A 16,919-nucleotide genomic window follows, 5' to 3' on the forward strand; every position below is an offset into this window, starting at 1 on the left:
AATGAACTCCGATTAAATCTTGGCTATTTTGACGCCGGTAGTGTGCAAGTTCATGCCAGTAACCGGAGACGTAACGTGAGGAAGTAAGTTGCCGCAATGAATACCTTTACCGGTAGCACGTGCAAGCTCTTTGTTTTTAGAACCGCAGCCCATATAAGCAAATACGGTGTCTGGGCGAATACCAGGCGTGACCAGAGCATGACCCTCTTCACTGCCAGTGTCGTTGAAAATTCGAATCTTATCACCGCTAGAAATGCCCATGTGTCCGGCTGTAATTGGATGGATCCAAAGGGCGTTATCAGACATCAAATTCGCTAAGATAGGTACATTTTGAGTCGCACCATTGGTGTGAACGGCAACTTTACCTTGAATGAAAAACAGCTCATCAGCTTTTTTCATAGTCACTTCGCGATATTTAATCACCCCGCGGCCAGGCGCCATTTTTTCGACCTTATTAGAGCTCAATTCAATCTTGCCTGAAGGCGTTTTGAAGCTCAGATGACTGGCATAAGTGGAATCTTCATCAGGTGTAATGGCATTGGGATATTCAGACACAAACGTATTTACCATGCTTGGTTCACGCAGCATTAACGGTTTACCGTAGCTGACCCAACCATCACGCTTAATCTTGTCTAATAATTTAACGTCTTTGTTCACTTGGAACATCTGTAAGGTCTGCATATTTTCCCAAGGGAAGTATTCACCTTGACCTAATTTGTCAGCCACCTCTTTCCAGATCTGCCAGCTTGGTTTGGTATCACCAATGGTATCTACCACTCGTTGACGCACGTAATAAGCAGGATTTTTACCTGACTTATCTTTAATTTCTTCATCACGTTCAAGATAGGTTGATTCAGGCAAGAATACATCGGCGTAAGCTGCGCTCTCAGTAATGTACAAGTCACAAGCCACCACAAAATCTAGCTTCTGCATTGATTCAACAATGCGCGCTCTATCTGTCATGGTTTGCATTGGATTAGTACGGCTCATTACCCAGCCATGAAGTTGATACGGCACAGCATCAAGGGTTGCATCCAGAATTGTTTGATAAATTCCGCCTGATGACCACAACATGGAATATTGCTCATCCACCATATCGATGCGTTTCGCTTCGATTTTAGGCAGGTTTTTAACCCCTGGCTTAGATAAGGTTGGTGCAACCGTTTCGCCAGCAAACTTATTATAATTCGACGCTTTTTTACCGAAGTACAAACCACCTTTACGTTCAATGTTACCCACCAGTACATTGGCAGCGTATAACGCGCGGCGCATTTCAAACTCTTCTGTTGTGAATGACGAACGATGCCCGAAATCCACTAATACATGTGGCGCTGCAGCTGCGTACTCATGGGTTATACGGCGAATATCTTCTGCTGGTACATCACTGATCGCTTCAGCCCACTCTGGAGTGTAGTTTTTAACTTCTTTAGCAAATTCATCGAAGCCTTCAACGTATTTCGCGACAAAATCTTTATCGTACAAATCATCATGAATAAGCGTATGACACATGGCCAACGCAACTGCGACATCAGTGCCAGGCTTAATCGCGTACCACTCATCAGCTTTGTCTGCCACGATAGAAAAGCGCGGTTCAAATACGACTAGCTTTGCGCCCTTTTCCATTTGGGCATTCATCATTCCTCGAGTTTCAGACATGTTGATGCCTTCATACAAGTTATGACCAAAATTAATGATGTACTTTGAATTACTTAAATCACGCTTGATTTTGCCACCAAAAATGGCTTTAGCCGCAACCACATAACCCGCAGGACACGTTGAGGCATGGGTGAAAGTATTAGGACTACCAAAGGATTTTGCTAGGTGGAAAAGATGGCCTTCAAGTGAGCCAGATTTAGACGAAAAAGCAACAGACTCAGCACCGTGTTTGGCTTTAATTTTATTGAGGTTTTCAGCAATCAAACTATAGGCTTCATCCCACTCGATTTCTGCCCATTTACCTTCACCACGTTCACCCACTCGCTTCAGCGGTTTAACAATACGTTGCTTATCGTAAAGTAAACTATGACCAGCACCACCGCGAGCACAAACTGCACCACCAAATGATTTGGCTTTTTTATTACCGAGAATGGATACGTTTTTGCCGTTAACCACTCTGGCTGATATTGGACAGCGTGTAGAACACATTTCGCAACTACTTGCGATAGACTCTTCACTGCCTTGAACTGTGACACTGCCTAAGGCGGCAATCGAGCCGGGCAAAGCAGCAAGGGCACAACCTGCGGTACCTGCGCCTGCGCCTTTGATAAAGGTTCGCCGATCTAGTTTCATGGTGTATCTCCCAAATGACAATAATGACCAAGAACATGAAACGGCGTTCGCATTATCCAAAAAACTGGATTGCCAAGCTGTTAAGCTGTTCTAAGGTTTTCATCATTCTCACTCAAGGAAATCACCTTGAATATTGTGGTAAACCACATACTCACTCGTCTACATCGTGCATTGTGATTGGGTTCACGGTTTAAAAAACCGCCTACTGCAATCACAAAATAACGCTATTGTGGTTAACCACATATTGCTAAAAAATATGAATTAATGCACAAAACTAGCGTTTATCGGCTATAAATCAGCGTATGTACGATCTCTTATTACGCATTTATATTTAGCGCTCAAACTCACTCAGTTAACTCACAACTTTTTGCTGACTGCCCCTCTTCTTTAATCCCAATGTGGCCACACAACCTGTTATCTCATCTTCACGATTATCTAATCGAAAAGTACCTTCGTGCTCCTTCATCACCTCATTACAAATTGCTAGCCCTAAACCTAAACCATTTTCTTTAGTGGTAAAAAAGGTCGCCATTAATGCATCAGAGTTTTGTGGTAGCCCTGGTCCATTATCAATAATCTGCACATCTACTTGATGCTCTTTAAAATGCATCGAAATAACAATTTTACCTTGTGCTGGCTTTGATTGAACTGGCTGGGTTTGTTCACTGATGGCATCAATACTGTTTTTGATTAAATTAATCAGCACTTGCATTAAACCAACACGATCAGCGGTGATAAAGAATGGTTCGCCTTGGGTATTGGTATCAATGCGAATATCGTTTCTCGCTAACTCAAGCTTTAATAACGAAATACTTTCGTCCACTAAGGTCAAAATATTCACATCAACCATCACAGCTTCTTTACGCTTTAATAACCCCCTGATTCGATGCACCACTTCACCCGCTCGCGTAGATTGTTGATGGATCTTACCGAGTAATTCGATGGCGGTGTCTTTATCCATTTGGTGTTTATTCTCAAGGCGCATTAATGCTCCTTCGCTATAGCTGGTGATGGCCGCGATAGGCTGATTTATTTCATGGGCAAGCCCAGCACCAATCTCGCCAATCATGGCAGCACTTTGTAACTTCTCTAACGCAATTTCTTGTTGTTTTAATTGCCTTTCTGAAGCCACTAACGATTCACTTTTTTGATGAAAACGATACTCAATCCATAAGTGATAAACCGTCGCGACCACAAATAAGAAAACAGCCAATATGCCCCAATGTCGATTATCTTTAAGCCATTTTAATAACGTATCCCAACGATTAACGTCAGAGTTTTCCACATGCAGTTCGCTAAATAATTGAATCACTGCTAACTGGCTGATAGGTGACGTCCAGCCTTTCAGCTGAGCCGTAATGGCTGCGGGATGATCTGAAGGCAACTTCATCAAAGCTTGGGTAATAGCTTTGCTCAGCTCATTATCAACACTCTCATTGGCTGCAAACGACCAATTAGGATAGAGGTGTGTACTGCATTGGCAGTCAAAGCCTTTGGGCTTACTTGGGTTTAATATTCTATATTCTTCGGCCTTAATTAACCCACGCGCCACCATATCTTCAAAGGTACATAAAGGCGTGATTGCAGCATCTACGTTACCATCACGGACCTGATACAAAAGTGGGTCTAGCGGAAAACCTAAAAAGTGTATTTCTTTAAAATAGTTTTTAGAATCCATACCTAATTTGTGCATTAAACCAATAGTGGCTTGATAGCCGCCCAAAGCATGAGGATCGCTCGCTGCAACCGATTTGTTTTTCAAGTCATACAAAGTACGGTATTCACTATCAGCTTTGACGATAACAGCAGATCCAATTGCAGAAGTCGCACCGTTATGACGACGAGAGCGCATAGTGGCAAGCCAAGATAGCGGGAACTGATTAGAAAGGTAAAGGTATTGCCCAGGGTTGGTGATAATGAACTGAATCTCCCCAGACTCCATCGCTTGGTTTAGCGCGACAAAGTTACCTGGATAGACGTTAAAATGCGTGTCTGGCACTTGTTCATTAAGATAGTCCATCATCGGAGTCCAACGTGCGATAGCTTGTTGGTCTCCCCAATTAGCTAACACGCCCACATGTAGCTCTTGGGGTTTTGCCCATGCAGAAGAAATAAAGCTCAATAGTAAAAAGCACACGATAATTCGTAGCACAGTAAACGCCTTAATTAGAGAAGTTTAATAAGCTTACGATAGAGCAACAACAATGCAACGTGATGCAATTCATGCTTTATATAAAATTAGTTCGCTTATCGATTCAAACTGAGATATCTATCAATAATACATCTACTTTTCGCAAAGAATGACTCTGATGAGCAATGGCGAAAGCCATTGTAAAAAACCACATTGAGGAACGGTTATGCTAAATGACATTAACGGCCCTGTTTATCTCGTCGATGATGATGAAGCCATTATTGATTCCATTACTTTTTTGATGGAAGGTTACGGCTATAAGCTGATTAGCTTTAACTCAGGAGATTTGTTCTTATCCTCGGTAGATCTTGCTACTGCAGGTTGCGTGATTTTAGATGCCAGAATGCCCGGCCTTTCTGGCCCAGAAGTGCAGCAATTGCTGACTGAAGCCAACAGTCCATTAGCTGTGATTTTTCTGACGGGACACGGCGATGTCCCGATGGCTGTCGATGCATTTAAACAAGGCGCATTTGATTTCTTTCAAAAGCCAGTGCAAGGAAAAGTGCTATCCAATTCCATCGAAAAAGGACTGCTATACAGTATTCGCCAACACTGGAAAATGCATCACTTAGCCTTGATAGATGGACTGTCTGAACGTGAGAAACAAATTTTTAAATTGGTTATTGCAGGCAATACCAACAAACAAATGTCCAATGAATTGTGCGTCGCAGTCAGAACCATCGAAGTTCATCGTTCAAAACTAATGGATAAACTTGGGGTGCAGAATATTGCTGAATTAATGAAGCTAGCGCCTTTGGTTTAGCGATATCGACCAAGGTCTTCAATCAATAAAGTTTGAAGCTTATTTTTGGACAGAAATGCGTTAGCACATTAATTCTAATCCGTGAGTTTCAGGTTAAATGCTCTATGTGTAACGCCGCATTAAGTGGTGAGCAACGCAGACCACTGAACTTAAAGTATTGTGCCGTAAACACGAAATTCAAAGCAAACCGAAAATGCCGAGCGTTGGGAATCCGTCTTAAATGCTTTGTTATATTTTTGATTCGTATATCATTTTTGCTTGTGTTGCTTTGTCTAATCGACGGTGAACTAGAGAAACCATTGAAAGTATATCTAGTGCGTCAATTTCTTCTATTGACCACGTAATTTTTGGTGCGTGTGCTGTTGTATTGCGAAAAGTACCAAATAAACCTTTTAGTAAGTTCATAAAGCCTTTTTGCTCACTCTTTTCACTTTCGGTAACTAAGGAATTGAGTGCTAAATGAGGAATGTGCTTAAAAGAAAACGCTTCATCAACTAATGCGGAGCCATCAGATGTTAAACCCGTTTTATTTCTAATTTTATCAGCTACACTTTTTGTAGCTTCAAATACAGCGTGGAAATAGTTATCGACAACTAACTCCTCTTTGCAATATTTTAGAACGTCGGGATGAACATTACGAGAAACAAGGTGGTCTTTGAGTTTATACGCTCTAGCTGCTGCTTCACTGATGGTGTTCGACTTAGTAACTGTTCCTATTATTCCATTTTCACCGATATTAAAACCAGCAAAGCTAAGAATTTTATTTAACTGATATCGAGTGTCATTGAACCACTCAAGGTTATTGTAATGGCGAGCAGGGCTAATTGCATTCTGAATGAATGCCAGTACGTTGTTAGAGCAACCATCTATGATTTGCTTGTTGGCTAAAGCTGAATTGAGCCTTTTCCATTTGGTATTTACAGAATCAATATCTTCGATTCCTGATTCATAGAGTAGCTTTCCAATTTCAGTTCCAGTAAAACCAGTTTCCGTATTACCAAGTAACTTACAAACTGATTCGATAATACTTAAATCTAGACTTTTAATAGCAGCCATAAGCTTCCTTAAAAAATATAACAGTATATTAGGCTGAATTCCGAATAAGAACGGTCTTAATAAGAACAGGTCGCCAGTACTGTAATCATTCCAGACTAACAGTAAACCACTTTATCAACAATGAGTTATAACATAGAAAGAACTGATCCCCAGTTTATCTGCCTGAGTGAAACAAAGAACCTCCATCATTGCATAAAATGCACTCTGGGTTATGAACGTCATCCCCCTAATTCATTCCAAACTTCGTTTAGATCAACGTCGTGGCGCTTCGCCCACACCAGACTAAAAGGGAGTGAACTGCGACTCCCTCTTAGAACACCCCGCAGCTCCGGCGAAATTTAAACAGCAAAATTTCCAACGGAGTACCTTATAGCGTTTAACTTCAAATGTAGCCCGCTTCGGCAAGCTGCAAAAATCACTAACGCTTACGATGGGGCGTCCCTTCCCCTCGAAAGCTAGCTAGCCATCCATGGCTAGACTCACGCAATTTTCTTGCTTGCCTCAATTCACATTTAACATTCAGGGCTAGGATAGTTTCAGGAAATAATTGTTGATATAAAATGAACCTGCAGGTGCAATAAATCCCCATTGAAATTGCTGAAATTCGTTGAAGAAAATAGCGTAAGCCTGACAGGACGTCAGGCTAGCTTTAGTTGGCCATGGATGGCCTGTCTAAAGCGTTAGCTATTTTCGAATAAGCATGAGGCTTACTCGCTTTGAAAGAGTAATTTCGGTGGGGCGGCAAGGGATATCTAAAAGGGAAATGCTGTTGTTTCCCTTTCGTCTGGTGTGGGCGAAGCGCCACGACTTTGATTCAATCCTTCCATGGCTAGACTCACGCAATTTTCTTGCTTACCTCAATTCAAATTGAGCATTTAAGCCTAAGAATAATTTCAAGAAATAATTGTAGATACAAATGAACCTGCGGGTGCAATAAATCCCCATTGAAATTGCTGAAATGCGTAGAAGAAAATAGTGTAAGCCTGACAGGACGTCAGGCTAGCTTTAGTTGGCCATGGATGGCCTGTCTAAAGCGTTAGCTATTTTCGAATAAGCATGAGGCTTACTTGCTTTGAAAGAGTAATTTCGTTGGGGCGGCAAGGGATATCGAAAAGGGAAATGCTGTTGTTTCCCTTTCGTCTGGTGTGGGCGAAGCGCCACGACTTTGATTCAATCCTTCCATGGCTAGACTCACGCAATTTTCTTGCTTGCCTCAATTCACATTTAACATTCAGGGCTAGGATAGTTTCAGGAAATAATTGTTGATATAAAATGAACCTGCAGGTGCAATAAATCCCCATTGAAATTGCTGAAATTCGTTGAAGAAAATAGCGTAAGCCTGACAGGACGTCAGGCTAGCTTTAGTTGGCCATGGATGGCCTGTCTAAAGCGTTAGCTATTTTCGAATAAGCATGAGGCTTACTCGCTTTGAAAGAGTAATTTCGTTGGGGCGGCAAGGGATATCGAAAAGAGAAATGCTGTTGTTTCCCTTTCGTCTGGTGTGGGCGAAGCGCCACGACTTTGATTTAGACGTTGATTTAAATTTTTATCCAAATTTAGTAATCAATCGCCAACTAAACCTCTACTACGTTCTCCCCTGATAGTGATAAAATCTCTGCATCAGAATTATCCAGAAACTAGGTATTTATAAACAATGTTTATCCATCATGTTAACGACATCGACTGGCTAGTGATTACAGCTTTTGAAGAACTGAAAACGATGTTTATCGAAGAAGCAGGTGCTATCCCATCTTGCTTCTCTAGTGCCAGTGAATTGAGCCTGATTGATCAAGCCAAGCGCACTTATGGATATTTGCCTACACTCAGCGGCGTAATCACCGATACTGGTACATTTCAAAGTCAGGATAACGAAGAAGATTTAAGCCCACAGCTTGCCTGCCTAGTTGAGGGACGTGGTCGGGTGTTTATTTATCACGACGGCTTTGTGGCTTTTGTGGATGACGAACAAACCTTTATTACCCGAATGGACTGAAATTATTCAATAAGCTGAAACTCGCATCCCTAGCAAGAAAAAGAGTAAAAGCGAGTTACAACCTCTAACTTTATACTTCATTTATTTTAGCTCTATTACAGAAAGGCATGGCTCAATCTAATCCATTAGCTGCCGCAGCGTTTTATGCAGATACATCCATATTTTCGTGGGTATTAACGCATCTACGCTGGGATTAGTGTCTCTTCGATTTAACTGTATTCGCCACTAATAGACACAGAACAAAACCTTTCAGAATCAATTTGAATTGAGGTCATCGAGAAAAGGACGTGAGCTTGGCATGGATGCCAAGTTAGCTTTCGTTAGGCCACGGACGGCCTATCGGAAGCGTTAGGCCTTTTCGGCAACGGCCGAAGCAGGCACACATGAAGTTTGAAGCTGGATCGAACCCCATCGAAAATTATGCGTTTTTCAGCATTTTTCGTCTGGGGCGCTGAGGGTTTCCAAAGGGACGCAAGCGCTTTGCCCCTTTGGTCTGGTGTGGGCGAAGCGCCACGACTTTGGTTTGTTCAAATAGCAATCAAGGAATAAGGCAAAGCTTATTCCATATGCCAACCGCTATTTAATCAAATAGTTAATAACCAAGCCCATCAACAAAAAAGCCGCTGAACATTGCTGTTTAGCGGCTTTAAAATGTTTAGCGGTTAATTAACAGCTAACAATAGTCTGCGCCATTTTACGGCGTAGGTAAGCAATTTGCTGCATATGAGGCAAGTCTTTCGGGCACGCATCCTGACAACCTAGTAAGGTCATACAACCAAACACGCCATCTTGATTACCTATCACATGATAAAAATCTTCAGCGCTACGGGTATCACGGCTGTCCATTTCAAAACGGGCGATTTTCATCATCCCAACTGCGCCAACAAAACTGTCTTTCATTTGCTTAGTTGCACAAGCAGATACACAGACACCGCATTCCACACAACGTTCTAGCTCATACAATTTCGCCGCTTCAGCAGGATCCATTGGCGTTTCTAAGCGATGGATATCAATATCATTCGCATCAGGTTGTAGCCACAATTGTAAACGCTCAGCAAGCTGACGCATAAATTTGCCTGTGTTTACCGATAAATCGCCAATCAATTCAAAACCAGGCAATGGCATCAGTTTAATTTTTCCATCAGGGAAATTAGCCGTTAGCGTGCGACAAGCCAAGGTGGGTTTGCCATTAATCACCATGGCGCAACTGCCACAGATACCCGCGCGGCACACAAAATCAAATTGCAACGATGGATCTTGTTGTTCACGTAACAAGTTCAATGCAATAAACACTGTCATACCTGGCGCTTCGGTGATCTCGTAAGTCACCATTTTTGGTTTATCGTTAGGGTCTTGCGGATCATAACGAAAAATTTCAAAACTAATCGTACGTGGGCTAGTCATTACTTCTCTCCCGACACAGCAATCGTGTCACTTAGTCTTTCATTACGAGGACGTAATGTTTCAGGTAAGTCAAATGGCATAATGGCCGCTTGCTTATCAAAACGATCTGCATCATCACCCAGCTCTGCAAGAATGTCTGCGATTTGAGTTTCACGTTTTGCAGTATCAGGATGCGCTACGGCATTATCATTACCGTAACCACGATAACCTGGTGGTAATTCCATTTTCATCACATCAAGCTGCTCGTAACTTAACGTCGGCTCCAATGCGTTTTCATTAGGCCAAGTGGATAGAGTTCGGTTAAGCCATTCTTTGTCGTTACGTTGTGGGTAATCTTCACGGGCATGGGCTCCGCGACTTTCTGTACGAGCGTTAGCACCACAGGCAACGGTTAAAGCAACACGTAACATACGCGGTACGCGCAATGCTTCCACTAGCTCAGGGTTGGCATGGCGTTTCTTACACTTAAGACCAATATTCTTGCTGCGCTGCAGTAAGTCTTTTAACTCGGTAATGGCTTTTTCAAGCTCAGTGCCATTACGGAAAATGCCCACGTAATCCATCATAATGCGTTGCATGGCGAGCTTAATTACAAACACATTTTCAGTGCCGTCGCCTACAAGTAAGTCATCAATTTCATCTTGTAACTTGCTCATGCTGTTATCAATCAATTGAGTGTTGATTTCAAGGGTGTTTTTCTCACAATAATCGGCCACATATTTTCCGATAATCATGCCACCGACAACGGTCTCAGCCAGTGAGTTACCACCTAAGCGGTTAAAACCGTGCATATCCCAACAGGCTGCTTCACCGACACTGAATAAGCCTGCAAGTTGCGGGCTTTCACCAGTTGCATTAGTGCGGATACCACCCATAGAATAATGCTGTGTTGGCCTAACTGGGATCCAATCTTTTGCAGGATCAATCCCTAAGAAGTTTTCGCAAATTTCTTTCACTTCACGTAAGTTGGTTTCAACGTGTTTGCGGCCAAGCAAGGTAATATCGAGCCATAAATGTGGCCCATAAGGGCTATCAACCCCTTTGCCTTTTCGCATATGTTCGGTCATGCGACGCGAGACCACATCACGTGATGCGAGTTCTTTCTTTTCAGGCTCGTAATCAGGCATAAAGCGATGACCATCTTTGTCACGCAATAAGCCACCATCACCACGACACCCTTCTGTGGTTAAAATCCCCACAGGCACAATCGCTGTTGGATGGAACTGCACCGCTTCCATGTTCCCTAACGTCGCAACGCCGGTATCCAATGCCAATGCTTGGCCGATACCTTCACAGATAATTGCGTTGGTCGATACTTCATAAATACGGCCATAGCCGCCCGTAGCAATCGTGGTTGATTTACCAATATAGGCACGTAGTTCACCCGTCACTAAACAGCGTGCAATCACACCATGACAGCGTTTGCCATCATGGATAAGTGATAGCGCTTCAATGCGCTCATGAACAGGAATATCCATTTCAATGGCTTTGTTATCAACGGCATATAACAGTGAATGGCCGGTACCATCTGCGGTATAACAGGTACGCCACTTTTTAGTGCCACCAAAATCACGGGCATTAATTAAGCCGTGCGCTTCTTCAGCTTCAGTAATCGTGACCTTTTCAGCATTCACAACAACCTGACGATCACCCGCAGTAATGCGTGACCAAGGTACCCCCCAGTTAGCCAGTTCACGCACCGCTTTGGGCGCACAATGAGCAAACATGCGCGCTACGTCTTGATCGCAGCCCCAGTCAGACCCTTTTACGGTATCTTGGAAATGAACATCTTCATCATCGCCCATCCCTTTAACCGTATTACCAAGGCTGGCTTGCATGCCGCCTTGTGCTGCAGCTGAGTGAGAACGCTTAGCGGGAATTAGCGATAGCACGACTGTGTCTAAACCACGCTCTTTTGAAGCAATAGCCACACGTAAACCAGCAAGGCCTGCGCCGACGACTAATGAGTCTGTATATATAATTTTCACGGATACTCCTTAAATACGTTATGAGCCATGAATGCAATGCACTCTGGTTCATCTACAACTCGTTAGTCTTTAGCTCGGCACAAATGGAGTCACGGGTAACTCCAATGATTGACCGATAAAAATATAAGTAAGCAAACTAGCGATACCAATAATCATCAAGTACACCACCATCACTTTGGCAAGCTTTAACGCAGCCATGCGTTTAGTGGTAATGCCCCATTTAATGGCAACGCGATACAAACCAAACATGGCATGAATGACCACTGCAGGGAGTAGCAATATATAGAGCATCCACACATCTTGGTGATAGACCCGCTCAGCGGATAAATGCGGTCCAATTTCAGGATTAGTGATCATGTCAAACAAGTGCACTGGCGCGAGGAAGAATAAAAGAAAGCCAGTGATCAACTGCCAAAACCAAATTTTAGTATCTTGGTGCGGCATAATTGTCATTTGGCTGCGCAGTGCTCGCCATTGTTGGATTTGGGCAGGGAATCGTCTTAATGCAAACAGAGCATGCACTAATACGACGATTAACATAAATGCCGAGACGAATTTAGTCGTTACAGGAAAACCTTGTCCGTTGTCACTGAACATACTGCCTTCAAGAAAATGCGCCACATGATAAAAGGCATCTTTGCTGATCAAAATGCTCGATTCAAAATGCAAATGCATAATAATGAAAAAGCCTAACAACAACCCGGTAGCACTTTGTAATTTATCGGCTCTGGCTGCCCAAATCGGGTTCAAATACCCTTTTGACGAGACGTCATGAATCTTTTGTGTTTGAGTTTGCGATGAAGCAGTCATAGTTTCCATGCCTGTTAATGACACATTTCTGGTAAATTTAGCTTATCAGCTATCCCTATTTCGCCTTGGCCATAAAAATTAAATCGTGATCAAGCTCACTTACCATTGATCGTCTTTTAGAACTTGATCACAATCACAAATTGTTCAAATTTAAGAACTCAAAATTTTGCTTATCTTTCATTTATTTATAGTGACATTCAAACAAAAGTACGAGTTACACTGATTTCGTTATGAATATTAATAGGTTAATCATTAACCAGTTGTTAAAAGTGCTAAAACAAGCCTTTCGATGCAAATATGTAATATTTCACTATCAAATGCTGCTGTTTTAGCCTTCAAGCAGGTACAATACGCGATTAAATTATTCTCATAGGAAAAACTCCATGCCTTGGATTCAACTTCGCATTAGCACTAACAGCGACCACGCCGACGCAGTCGGTGATCTTTTAATGGAGCAAGGTTCTGTATCAATTACCTATGAAGATGGTAAAGACACCCCTATTTTTGAGCCTAAATTAGGTGAAACGCCACTTTGGCAAGACACCATAGTGATTGCATTATTTGATGCTGGCACTGACTTAAGTCCAACAGTGAGTTTTTTAGAAACTCTGCCTTATTTAGGTAAAGGGTTTAAACATAAAATTGAACAAATTGAAGACAAAGACTGGGTTCGCGAATGGATGGATAGCTTTCACCCAATTAAATTCGGCCAACGCTTATGGATATGCCCAAGCTGGCGCGACATTCCTGAGCCAGAGGCAGTCAACGTCATTCTTGATCCTGGTTTAGCTTTCGGTACAGGCACACATGCAACAACGGCGTTATGCCTTGAATGGTTAGACGGTTTAGATCTTTCAGATAAAGAAGTCATCGACTTTGGTTGTGGTTCGGGCATTTTAGCCATCGCCGCCCTTAAACTTGGTGCGAAAACCGTCACAGGTGTTGATATTGACTACCAAGCGATTGATGCATCGACTGCCAACGCTGAACGTAACGGCGTTGCAGATAAGCTTGCTTTATACTTACCAGAAAACCAACCAGAGAATCTGCAAGCCGATATCTTGGTGGCTAACATCCTTGCAGGCCCACTTCGCGAGTTAGCACCACTGATCGCAGAAAAAGTGAAAACTGGCGGAAAATTAGCTTTATCAGGCCTCTTAGAAGAACAAGCAGAAGAAATCTCACAGTTTTATAGCCAATGGTTCATCATGGATGAAGCGGCTCACAAAGAAGACTGGAGTCGCTTGACAGGTACCCGCAAATAACGGTAAAGGCAGCGCATCCCTTATGGCAGCTAGATCTACGCATAAGGGAGCGATGACTACTCTCCAACTAAAAGTCAAGTAAAAAAGTTACATTTAGTTCATTTATTGACCTTTTCAGGAAGGCAAAAAAGGGCTAATATAGCGCCCCTTTGACGAGCAAGGTGAATAACGCAATGCAAATTGGCCCGTATCAACTGAAGAATCAGCTGATTGTGGCACCAATGGCAGGTGTCACCGATCGCGCTTTTAGAAACCTCTGTTTACGCTATGGCGCAGGTCTAGCGGTTTCAGAAATGCTTTCATCGAATCCTGAAGTTTGGGATACCGATAAAAGCCGCCAGCGCATGATGCATTCTGGCGAAGAAGGTATACGTTCAGTACAAATCGCAGGTGCAGATCCTGAATTAATGGCAAACGCAGCTCAGTTCAATGTTGAACAAGGTGCGCATATCATTGATATCAATATGGGTTGCCCAGCGAAAAAAGTGAATAAAAAGCTCGCAGGCTCGGCATTAATGCAAGATCCCCAGCTAGTAAAAGAGATTTTACAAGCTGTAGTTAGTGCAGTTGATGTTCCTGTGACATTAAAAATTCGCACAGGTTGGCAACCTGAACATCGTAATGGTGTTGAAATTGCCCGCATTGCAGAAGATTGTGGTATCGCTTCGCTCGCCGTTCACGGTAGAACGAGACAATGCATGTATAAAGGCTTTGCCGAATACGACACTATTAAAGCAATAAAACAAAATGTCTCACTCCCTGTTGTTGCCAACGGAGATATCGACAGTCCAGAGAAAGCTAAGTTCGTCTTAGATTACACTGGCGCCGATGCTGTAATGGTAGGACGTGGAGCCCAAGGCAGACCGTGGATTTTTAGAGAAATCCACCACTACTTGGAAACAGGTAAAAAATTACCGCCAGTTGAGGCGAGCGAGCAACGAGAAATCATGCTCGAACACCTTAACAAATTGTACGAATTGTACGGCGAATACAAAGGTGTCCGATTTGCCCGAAAGCATATGGGATGGTACCTAAACCAAGAAGAACAGCGACAGTTCCGTGCTGACTTTAATAGGCTTGAAACCGCTGAACAGCAATATTCCCTAGTGGAATGTTACTTTGATGAATTAGTAAATTTTTAATATAAAGAGCAGAATAGAATGTTTGATCAGACAACTACTAACACAGAAGTTCACCAGCTAACCGTAGGTAAGATTGAAACCGCTAACGGTACTATCAAGCCACAACTATTACGTGACGCAGTTAAGCGTGCAGTAACAAACTTCTTCTCTCAGTTAGACGGTCAAGAAGCGTCTGAAGTTTATGAAATGGTTTTAAGTGAAGTTGAAGCACCACTACTAGACATCATCATGCAACACACTCGTGGTAACCAAACACGTGCTGCAAACATGTTAGGTATCAACCGTGGTACTTTACGTAAGAAATTAAAAAAATACGGCATGAACTAAGAAGTAATTCTTAAGCTGTTGTATTAAAAAGGCTTTCCAGAAATGGAAAGCCTTTTTTGTTATTAATGTTTGAACTTGCTGCTCAACTTGCTGCTCAACTTGCTGCTCAACTTGCTACTTAAGCTTAAATCGATATCGCTTCATCACAAGGTTATCTATCACCCAATACACACCGGATAATGACAATAGCAACATCATTAATCCAAATACCCAGCTAAACGGATTATTAAAACTACCTTGGTGCAGGTAATCCATAAAGTGCAGCTTAAACATCAAATCGGCTAAATCAGTGTGATCATTTTTATGGCCAACCAATCGACCATTGACACCATTAATGTAAATTCGGGTATTCAAATCATCACTAATGCTGACTTGCCACAATGGGTTACATTCTTTGGGCCACTCTTTAAAACTTGTAGATAATTGCCTGTGACTCTTTATTTCGCCTGCTCCAGTATAACTTTGCAAAGCGATTGATTCAGCCAAGTCGGCATCAATAAGGACTTCTTTTCCGCTATAAGCATCGACCAATACTTGCTGTTGGCAATCGTGTTGATATCGCTGTACTTGCTCATCTAGTAAATACACAGGCTGGTTATTAAGCACAATTGTACTAACCTGCTCCATCGGTTTAAATCGCTCAAGAATAGATGATAATGGCTCTAGATCGTGACTACTAAACGCAGTTAAATCTAGCGGCGCTATACTGCGATAATAATGAGTGCCTTTCAGATCTTCACTTGGGGTGATATTGAAATAAATACCTGTTCCTAGCCAGATTAATAATTGAATGCCAATAATAGTCCCAAGCCAATAATGACAAAACCTTAGCCAATGTTTTATTTTTTTGATTGTCATTAGCAATACCTCTTGCGGCGCTGCCAAACCAATACGCCACCAGCAAATACAGCGATAAAAGAAGCGATGGCAGTATAAAATAGTAATTGATTATCAATGGCTTCACCGTCGTCATAATCCATGATGTGCCACTTCCAAAATAAATCAAACAAGCGCCAATACTCATGTCTTCTTGTCACGACTTCGCCAGTTTGCGCTGAAATATATAACGTCGATTGGCCGATATCATCAAAGACCACTCGCCATACGGGTAAGTGTCGTGCAGCTAACTCTGAAGGTAATTGCTCCAGTGGGGTTTTATCGTTGAGCAACCCAATAAATTGAATTTGTGCAGTTGGAGATATTGATTGCTGATGTTGAAAGGATTGCGATATCTGCTCTGCCTGCGACTTTGAAATAGCTGCAAGTCGTTGACCAGATGCAGCATCAATTAACAGGGATTGGTCATTGAGATTCACATGGTAAACCAACTGTGTATTGAGCATCCTTAAGGTGATTTTTCTCGCTTCTGGAAATGATTGATATACTTTTGCGATGGGGTATTTGACCGCTGAAGCGCGGATTTTGTCTGCTCGCTCCATCGCAATGTGGTCGCTACGAATGAAGCCGATATCCATTAGTACAAAATAGCTACCAGTGAGACCCCAAATGAAGATCGGAATGGCCAATAGCAACATCAACCAACGATGAACAAACTGCGCTGACGATACCTTTTTTAGCGTTTTTCTAGAGTTCAAATTCGAATGTTACCTGTATTTCTTATTATTAGTGGTGGTTCTACTCGCAAGACTTTAAGCATAAGCAAATGCTAAGTTACCCTAAACATTTGCTTA

13 protein-coding genes are annotated in these 16,919 nt (G+C 42.4%); 5 read left to right on the plus strand and 8 right to left on the minus strand.

All coding sequences use genetic code 11. The annotated features are described in order from the left end of the window. Positions 1–12: 12 nt before the first annotated feature. Complete coding sequence (phsA, locus tag Q4600_RS14145; protein WP_303517062.1) at positions 13–2,289, minus strand: thiosulfate reductase PhsA; 2,277 nt, start codon at positions 2,287–2,289, stop codon at positions 13–15. Positions 2,290–2,641: 352 nt separating this feature from the next. After that, complete coding sequence (locus Q4600_RS14150; protein WP_303517063.1) at positions 2,642–4,441, minus strand: sensor histidine kinase; 1,800 nt, start codon at positions 4,439–4,441, stop codon at positions 2,642–2,644. Between the two features lie 205 nt (positions 4,442–4,646). Between Q4600_RS14150 and Q4600_RS14155 the strand changes: the two genes are divergently transcribed. Continuing rightward, positions 4,647–5,243 carry a response regulator transcription factor gene (locus tag Q4600_RS14155; protein WP_102529374.1) on the plus strand — a complete coding sequence of 199 codons (597 nt, stop codon included), beginning with the start codon at positions 4,647–4,649 and terminating at the stop codon, positions 5,241–5,243. 228 nt (positions 5,244–5,471) lie between these two features. Here the strand turns inward: Q4600_RS14155 and Q4600_RS14160 are convergent, their stop codons facing one another. Beyond that, positions 5,472–6,299 carry a TIGR02391 family protein gene (locus tag Q4600_RS14160; RefSeq protein ID WP_303517064.1) on the minus strand — a complete coding sequence of 276 codons (828 nt, stop codon included), beginning with the start codon at positions 6,297–6,299 and terminating at the stop codon, positions 5,472–5,474. Positions 6,300–7,953: 1,654 nt separating this feature from the next. Here Q4600_RS14160 and Q4600_RS14165 point away from each other — a divergent pair. Then, positions 7,954–8,292, plus strand: a complete 339-nt coding sequence (locus tag Q4600_RS14165; RefSeq protein WP_248956840.1) for a cytosolic protein — start codon at positions 7,954–7,956, stop codon at positions 8,290–8,292. 666 nt (positions 8,293–8,958) lie between these two features. Here Q4600_RS14165 and Q4600_RS14170 read toward each other — a convergent pair. From Q4600_RS14170 to Q4600_RS14180, 3 genes are all read right to left on the minus strand, one after another. Then, a complete protein-coding gene (locus Q4600_RS14170) occupies positions 8,959–9,696 on the minus strand; it encodes a fumarate reductase iron-sulfur subunit (RefSeq protein WP_102529538.1) in 738 nt (245 codons plus the stop codon). Continuing rightward, positions 9,696–11,684 (minus strand): fumarate reductase flavoprotein subunit, encoded by a 1,989-nt coding sequence (locus Q4600_RS14175; RefSeq protein ID WP_303517065.1) that lies wholly within the window; start codon positions 11,682–11,684, stop codon positions 9,696–9,698. Before Q4600_RS14175 ends, Q4600_RS14170 begins: the two co-directional genes overlap by 1 nt. A 69-nt stretch (positions 11,685–11,753) precedes the next feature. Further along, positions 11,754–12,494 (minus strand): fumarate reductase cytochrome b subunit, encoded by a 741-nt coding sequence (locus Q4600_RS14180; protein ID WP_102529536.1) that lies wholly within the window; start codon positions 12,492–12,494, stop codon positions 11,754–11,756. Between the two features lie 383 nt (positions 12,495–12,877). Between Q4600_RS14180 and prmA the strand changes: the two genes are divergently transcribed. The 3 genes from prmA to fis all read left to right on the plus strand — a co-directional run bounded on the left by prmA (position 12,878) and on the right by fis (position 15,228). Beyond that, positions 12,878–13,759, plus strand: a complete 882-nt coding sequence (gene prmA / locus Q4600_RS14185; protein ID WP_303517066.1) for a 50S ribosomal protein L11 methyltransferase — start codon at positions 12,878–12,880, stop codon at positions 13,757–13,759. A 173-nt stretch (positions 13,760–13,932) separates the two neighbouring features. Further along, positions 13,933–14,901: a tRNA dihydrouridine synthase DusB gene (gene dusB, locus Q4600_RS14190; RefSeq protein ID WP_102529534.1), complete on the plus strand. Its 969-nt coding sequence runs from the start codon at positions 13,933–13,935 to the stop codon at positions 14,899–14,901. Between the two features lie 18 nt (positions 14,902–14,919). After that, positions 14,920–15,228 (plus strand): DNA-binding transcriptional regulator Fis, encoded by a 309-nt coding sequence (gene fis, locus Q4600_RS14195; RefSeq protein WP_055023591.1) that lies wholly within the window; start codon positions 14,920–14,922, stop codon positions 15,226–15,228. Between the two features lie 114 nt (positions 15,229–15,342). On the opposite strand, the gene Q4600_RS14200 is transcribed toward fis, so the two are convergent. Then, on the minus strand, positions 15,343–16,086 hold the full coding sequence (locus Q4600_RS14200) for a peptidase (RefSeq protein ID WP_303517067.1): 744 nt from the start codon (positions 16,084–16,086) through the stop codon (positions 15,343–15,345). Further along, the gene (locus Q4600_RS14205) at positions 16,086–16,823 is read right to left on the minus strand and encodes a PepSY domain-containing protein (RefSeq protein ID WP_303517068.1); all 738 of its coding nucleotides are present in this window, start codon (positions 16,821–16,823) and stop codon (positions 16,086–16,088) included. The genes Q4600_RS14200 and Q4600_RS14205 overlap by 1 nt, the downstream gene beginning before the upstream one ends. Positions 16,824–16,919 lie beyond the last annotated feature (96 nt).

Origin of the sequence: Shewanella sp. 2_MG-2023 (assembly GCF_030548905.1) — a bacterium.
Classification (GTDB): domain Bacteria; phylum Pseudomonadota; class Gammaproteobacteria; order Enterobacterales; family Shewanellaceae; genus Shewanella; species Shewanella electrodiphila.

Coding starts and splice junctions, on each gene's coding strand:
- Q4600_RS14160 (WP_303517064.1), bottom strand. CDS start 6,299: ATGGCTGCTATTAAAAGTCTAGATTTAAGTATTATCGAATCAGTTTGT.
- Q4600_RS14165 (WP_248956840.1), top strand. CDS start 7,954: ATGTTTATCCATCATGTTAACGACATCGACTGGCTAGTGATTACAGCT.
- Q4600_RS14200 (WP_303517067.1), bottom strand. CDS start 16,086: ATGACAATCAAAAAAATAAAACATTGGCTAAGGTTTTGTCATTATTGG.
- Q4600_RS14180 (WP_102529536.1), bottom strand. CDS start 12,494: ATGACTGCTTCATCGCAAACTCAAACACAAAAGATTCATGACGTCTCG.
- dusB (WP_102529534.1), top strand. CDS start 13,933: ATGCAAATTGGCCCGTATCAACTGAAGAATCAGCTGATTGTGGCACCA.
- prmA (WP_303517066.1), top strand. CDS start 12,878: ATGCCTTGGATTCAACTTCGCATTAGCACTAACAGCGACCACGCCGAC.
- phsA (WP_303517062.1), bottom strand. CDS start 2,289: ATGAAACTAGATCGGCGAACCTTTATCAAAGGCGCAGGCGCAGGTACC.
- fis (WP_055023591.1), top strand. CDS start 14,920: ATGTTTGATCAGACAACTACTAACACAGAAGTTCACCAGCTAACCGTA.
- Q4600_RS14155 (WP_102529374.1), top strand. CDS start 4,647: ATGCTAAATGACATTAACGGCCCTGTTTATCTCGTCGATGATGATGAA.
- Q4600_RS14170 (WP_102529538.1), bottom strand. CDS start 9,696: ATGACTAGCCCACGTACGATTAGTTTTGAAATTTTTCGTTATGATCCG.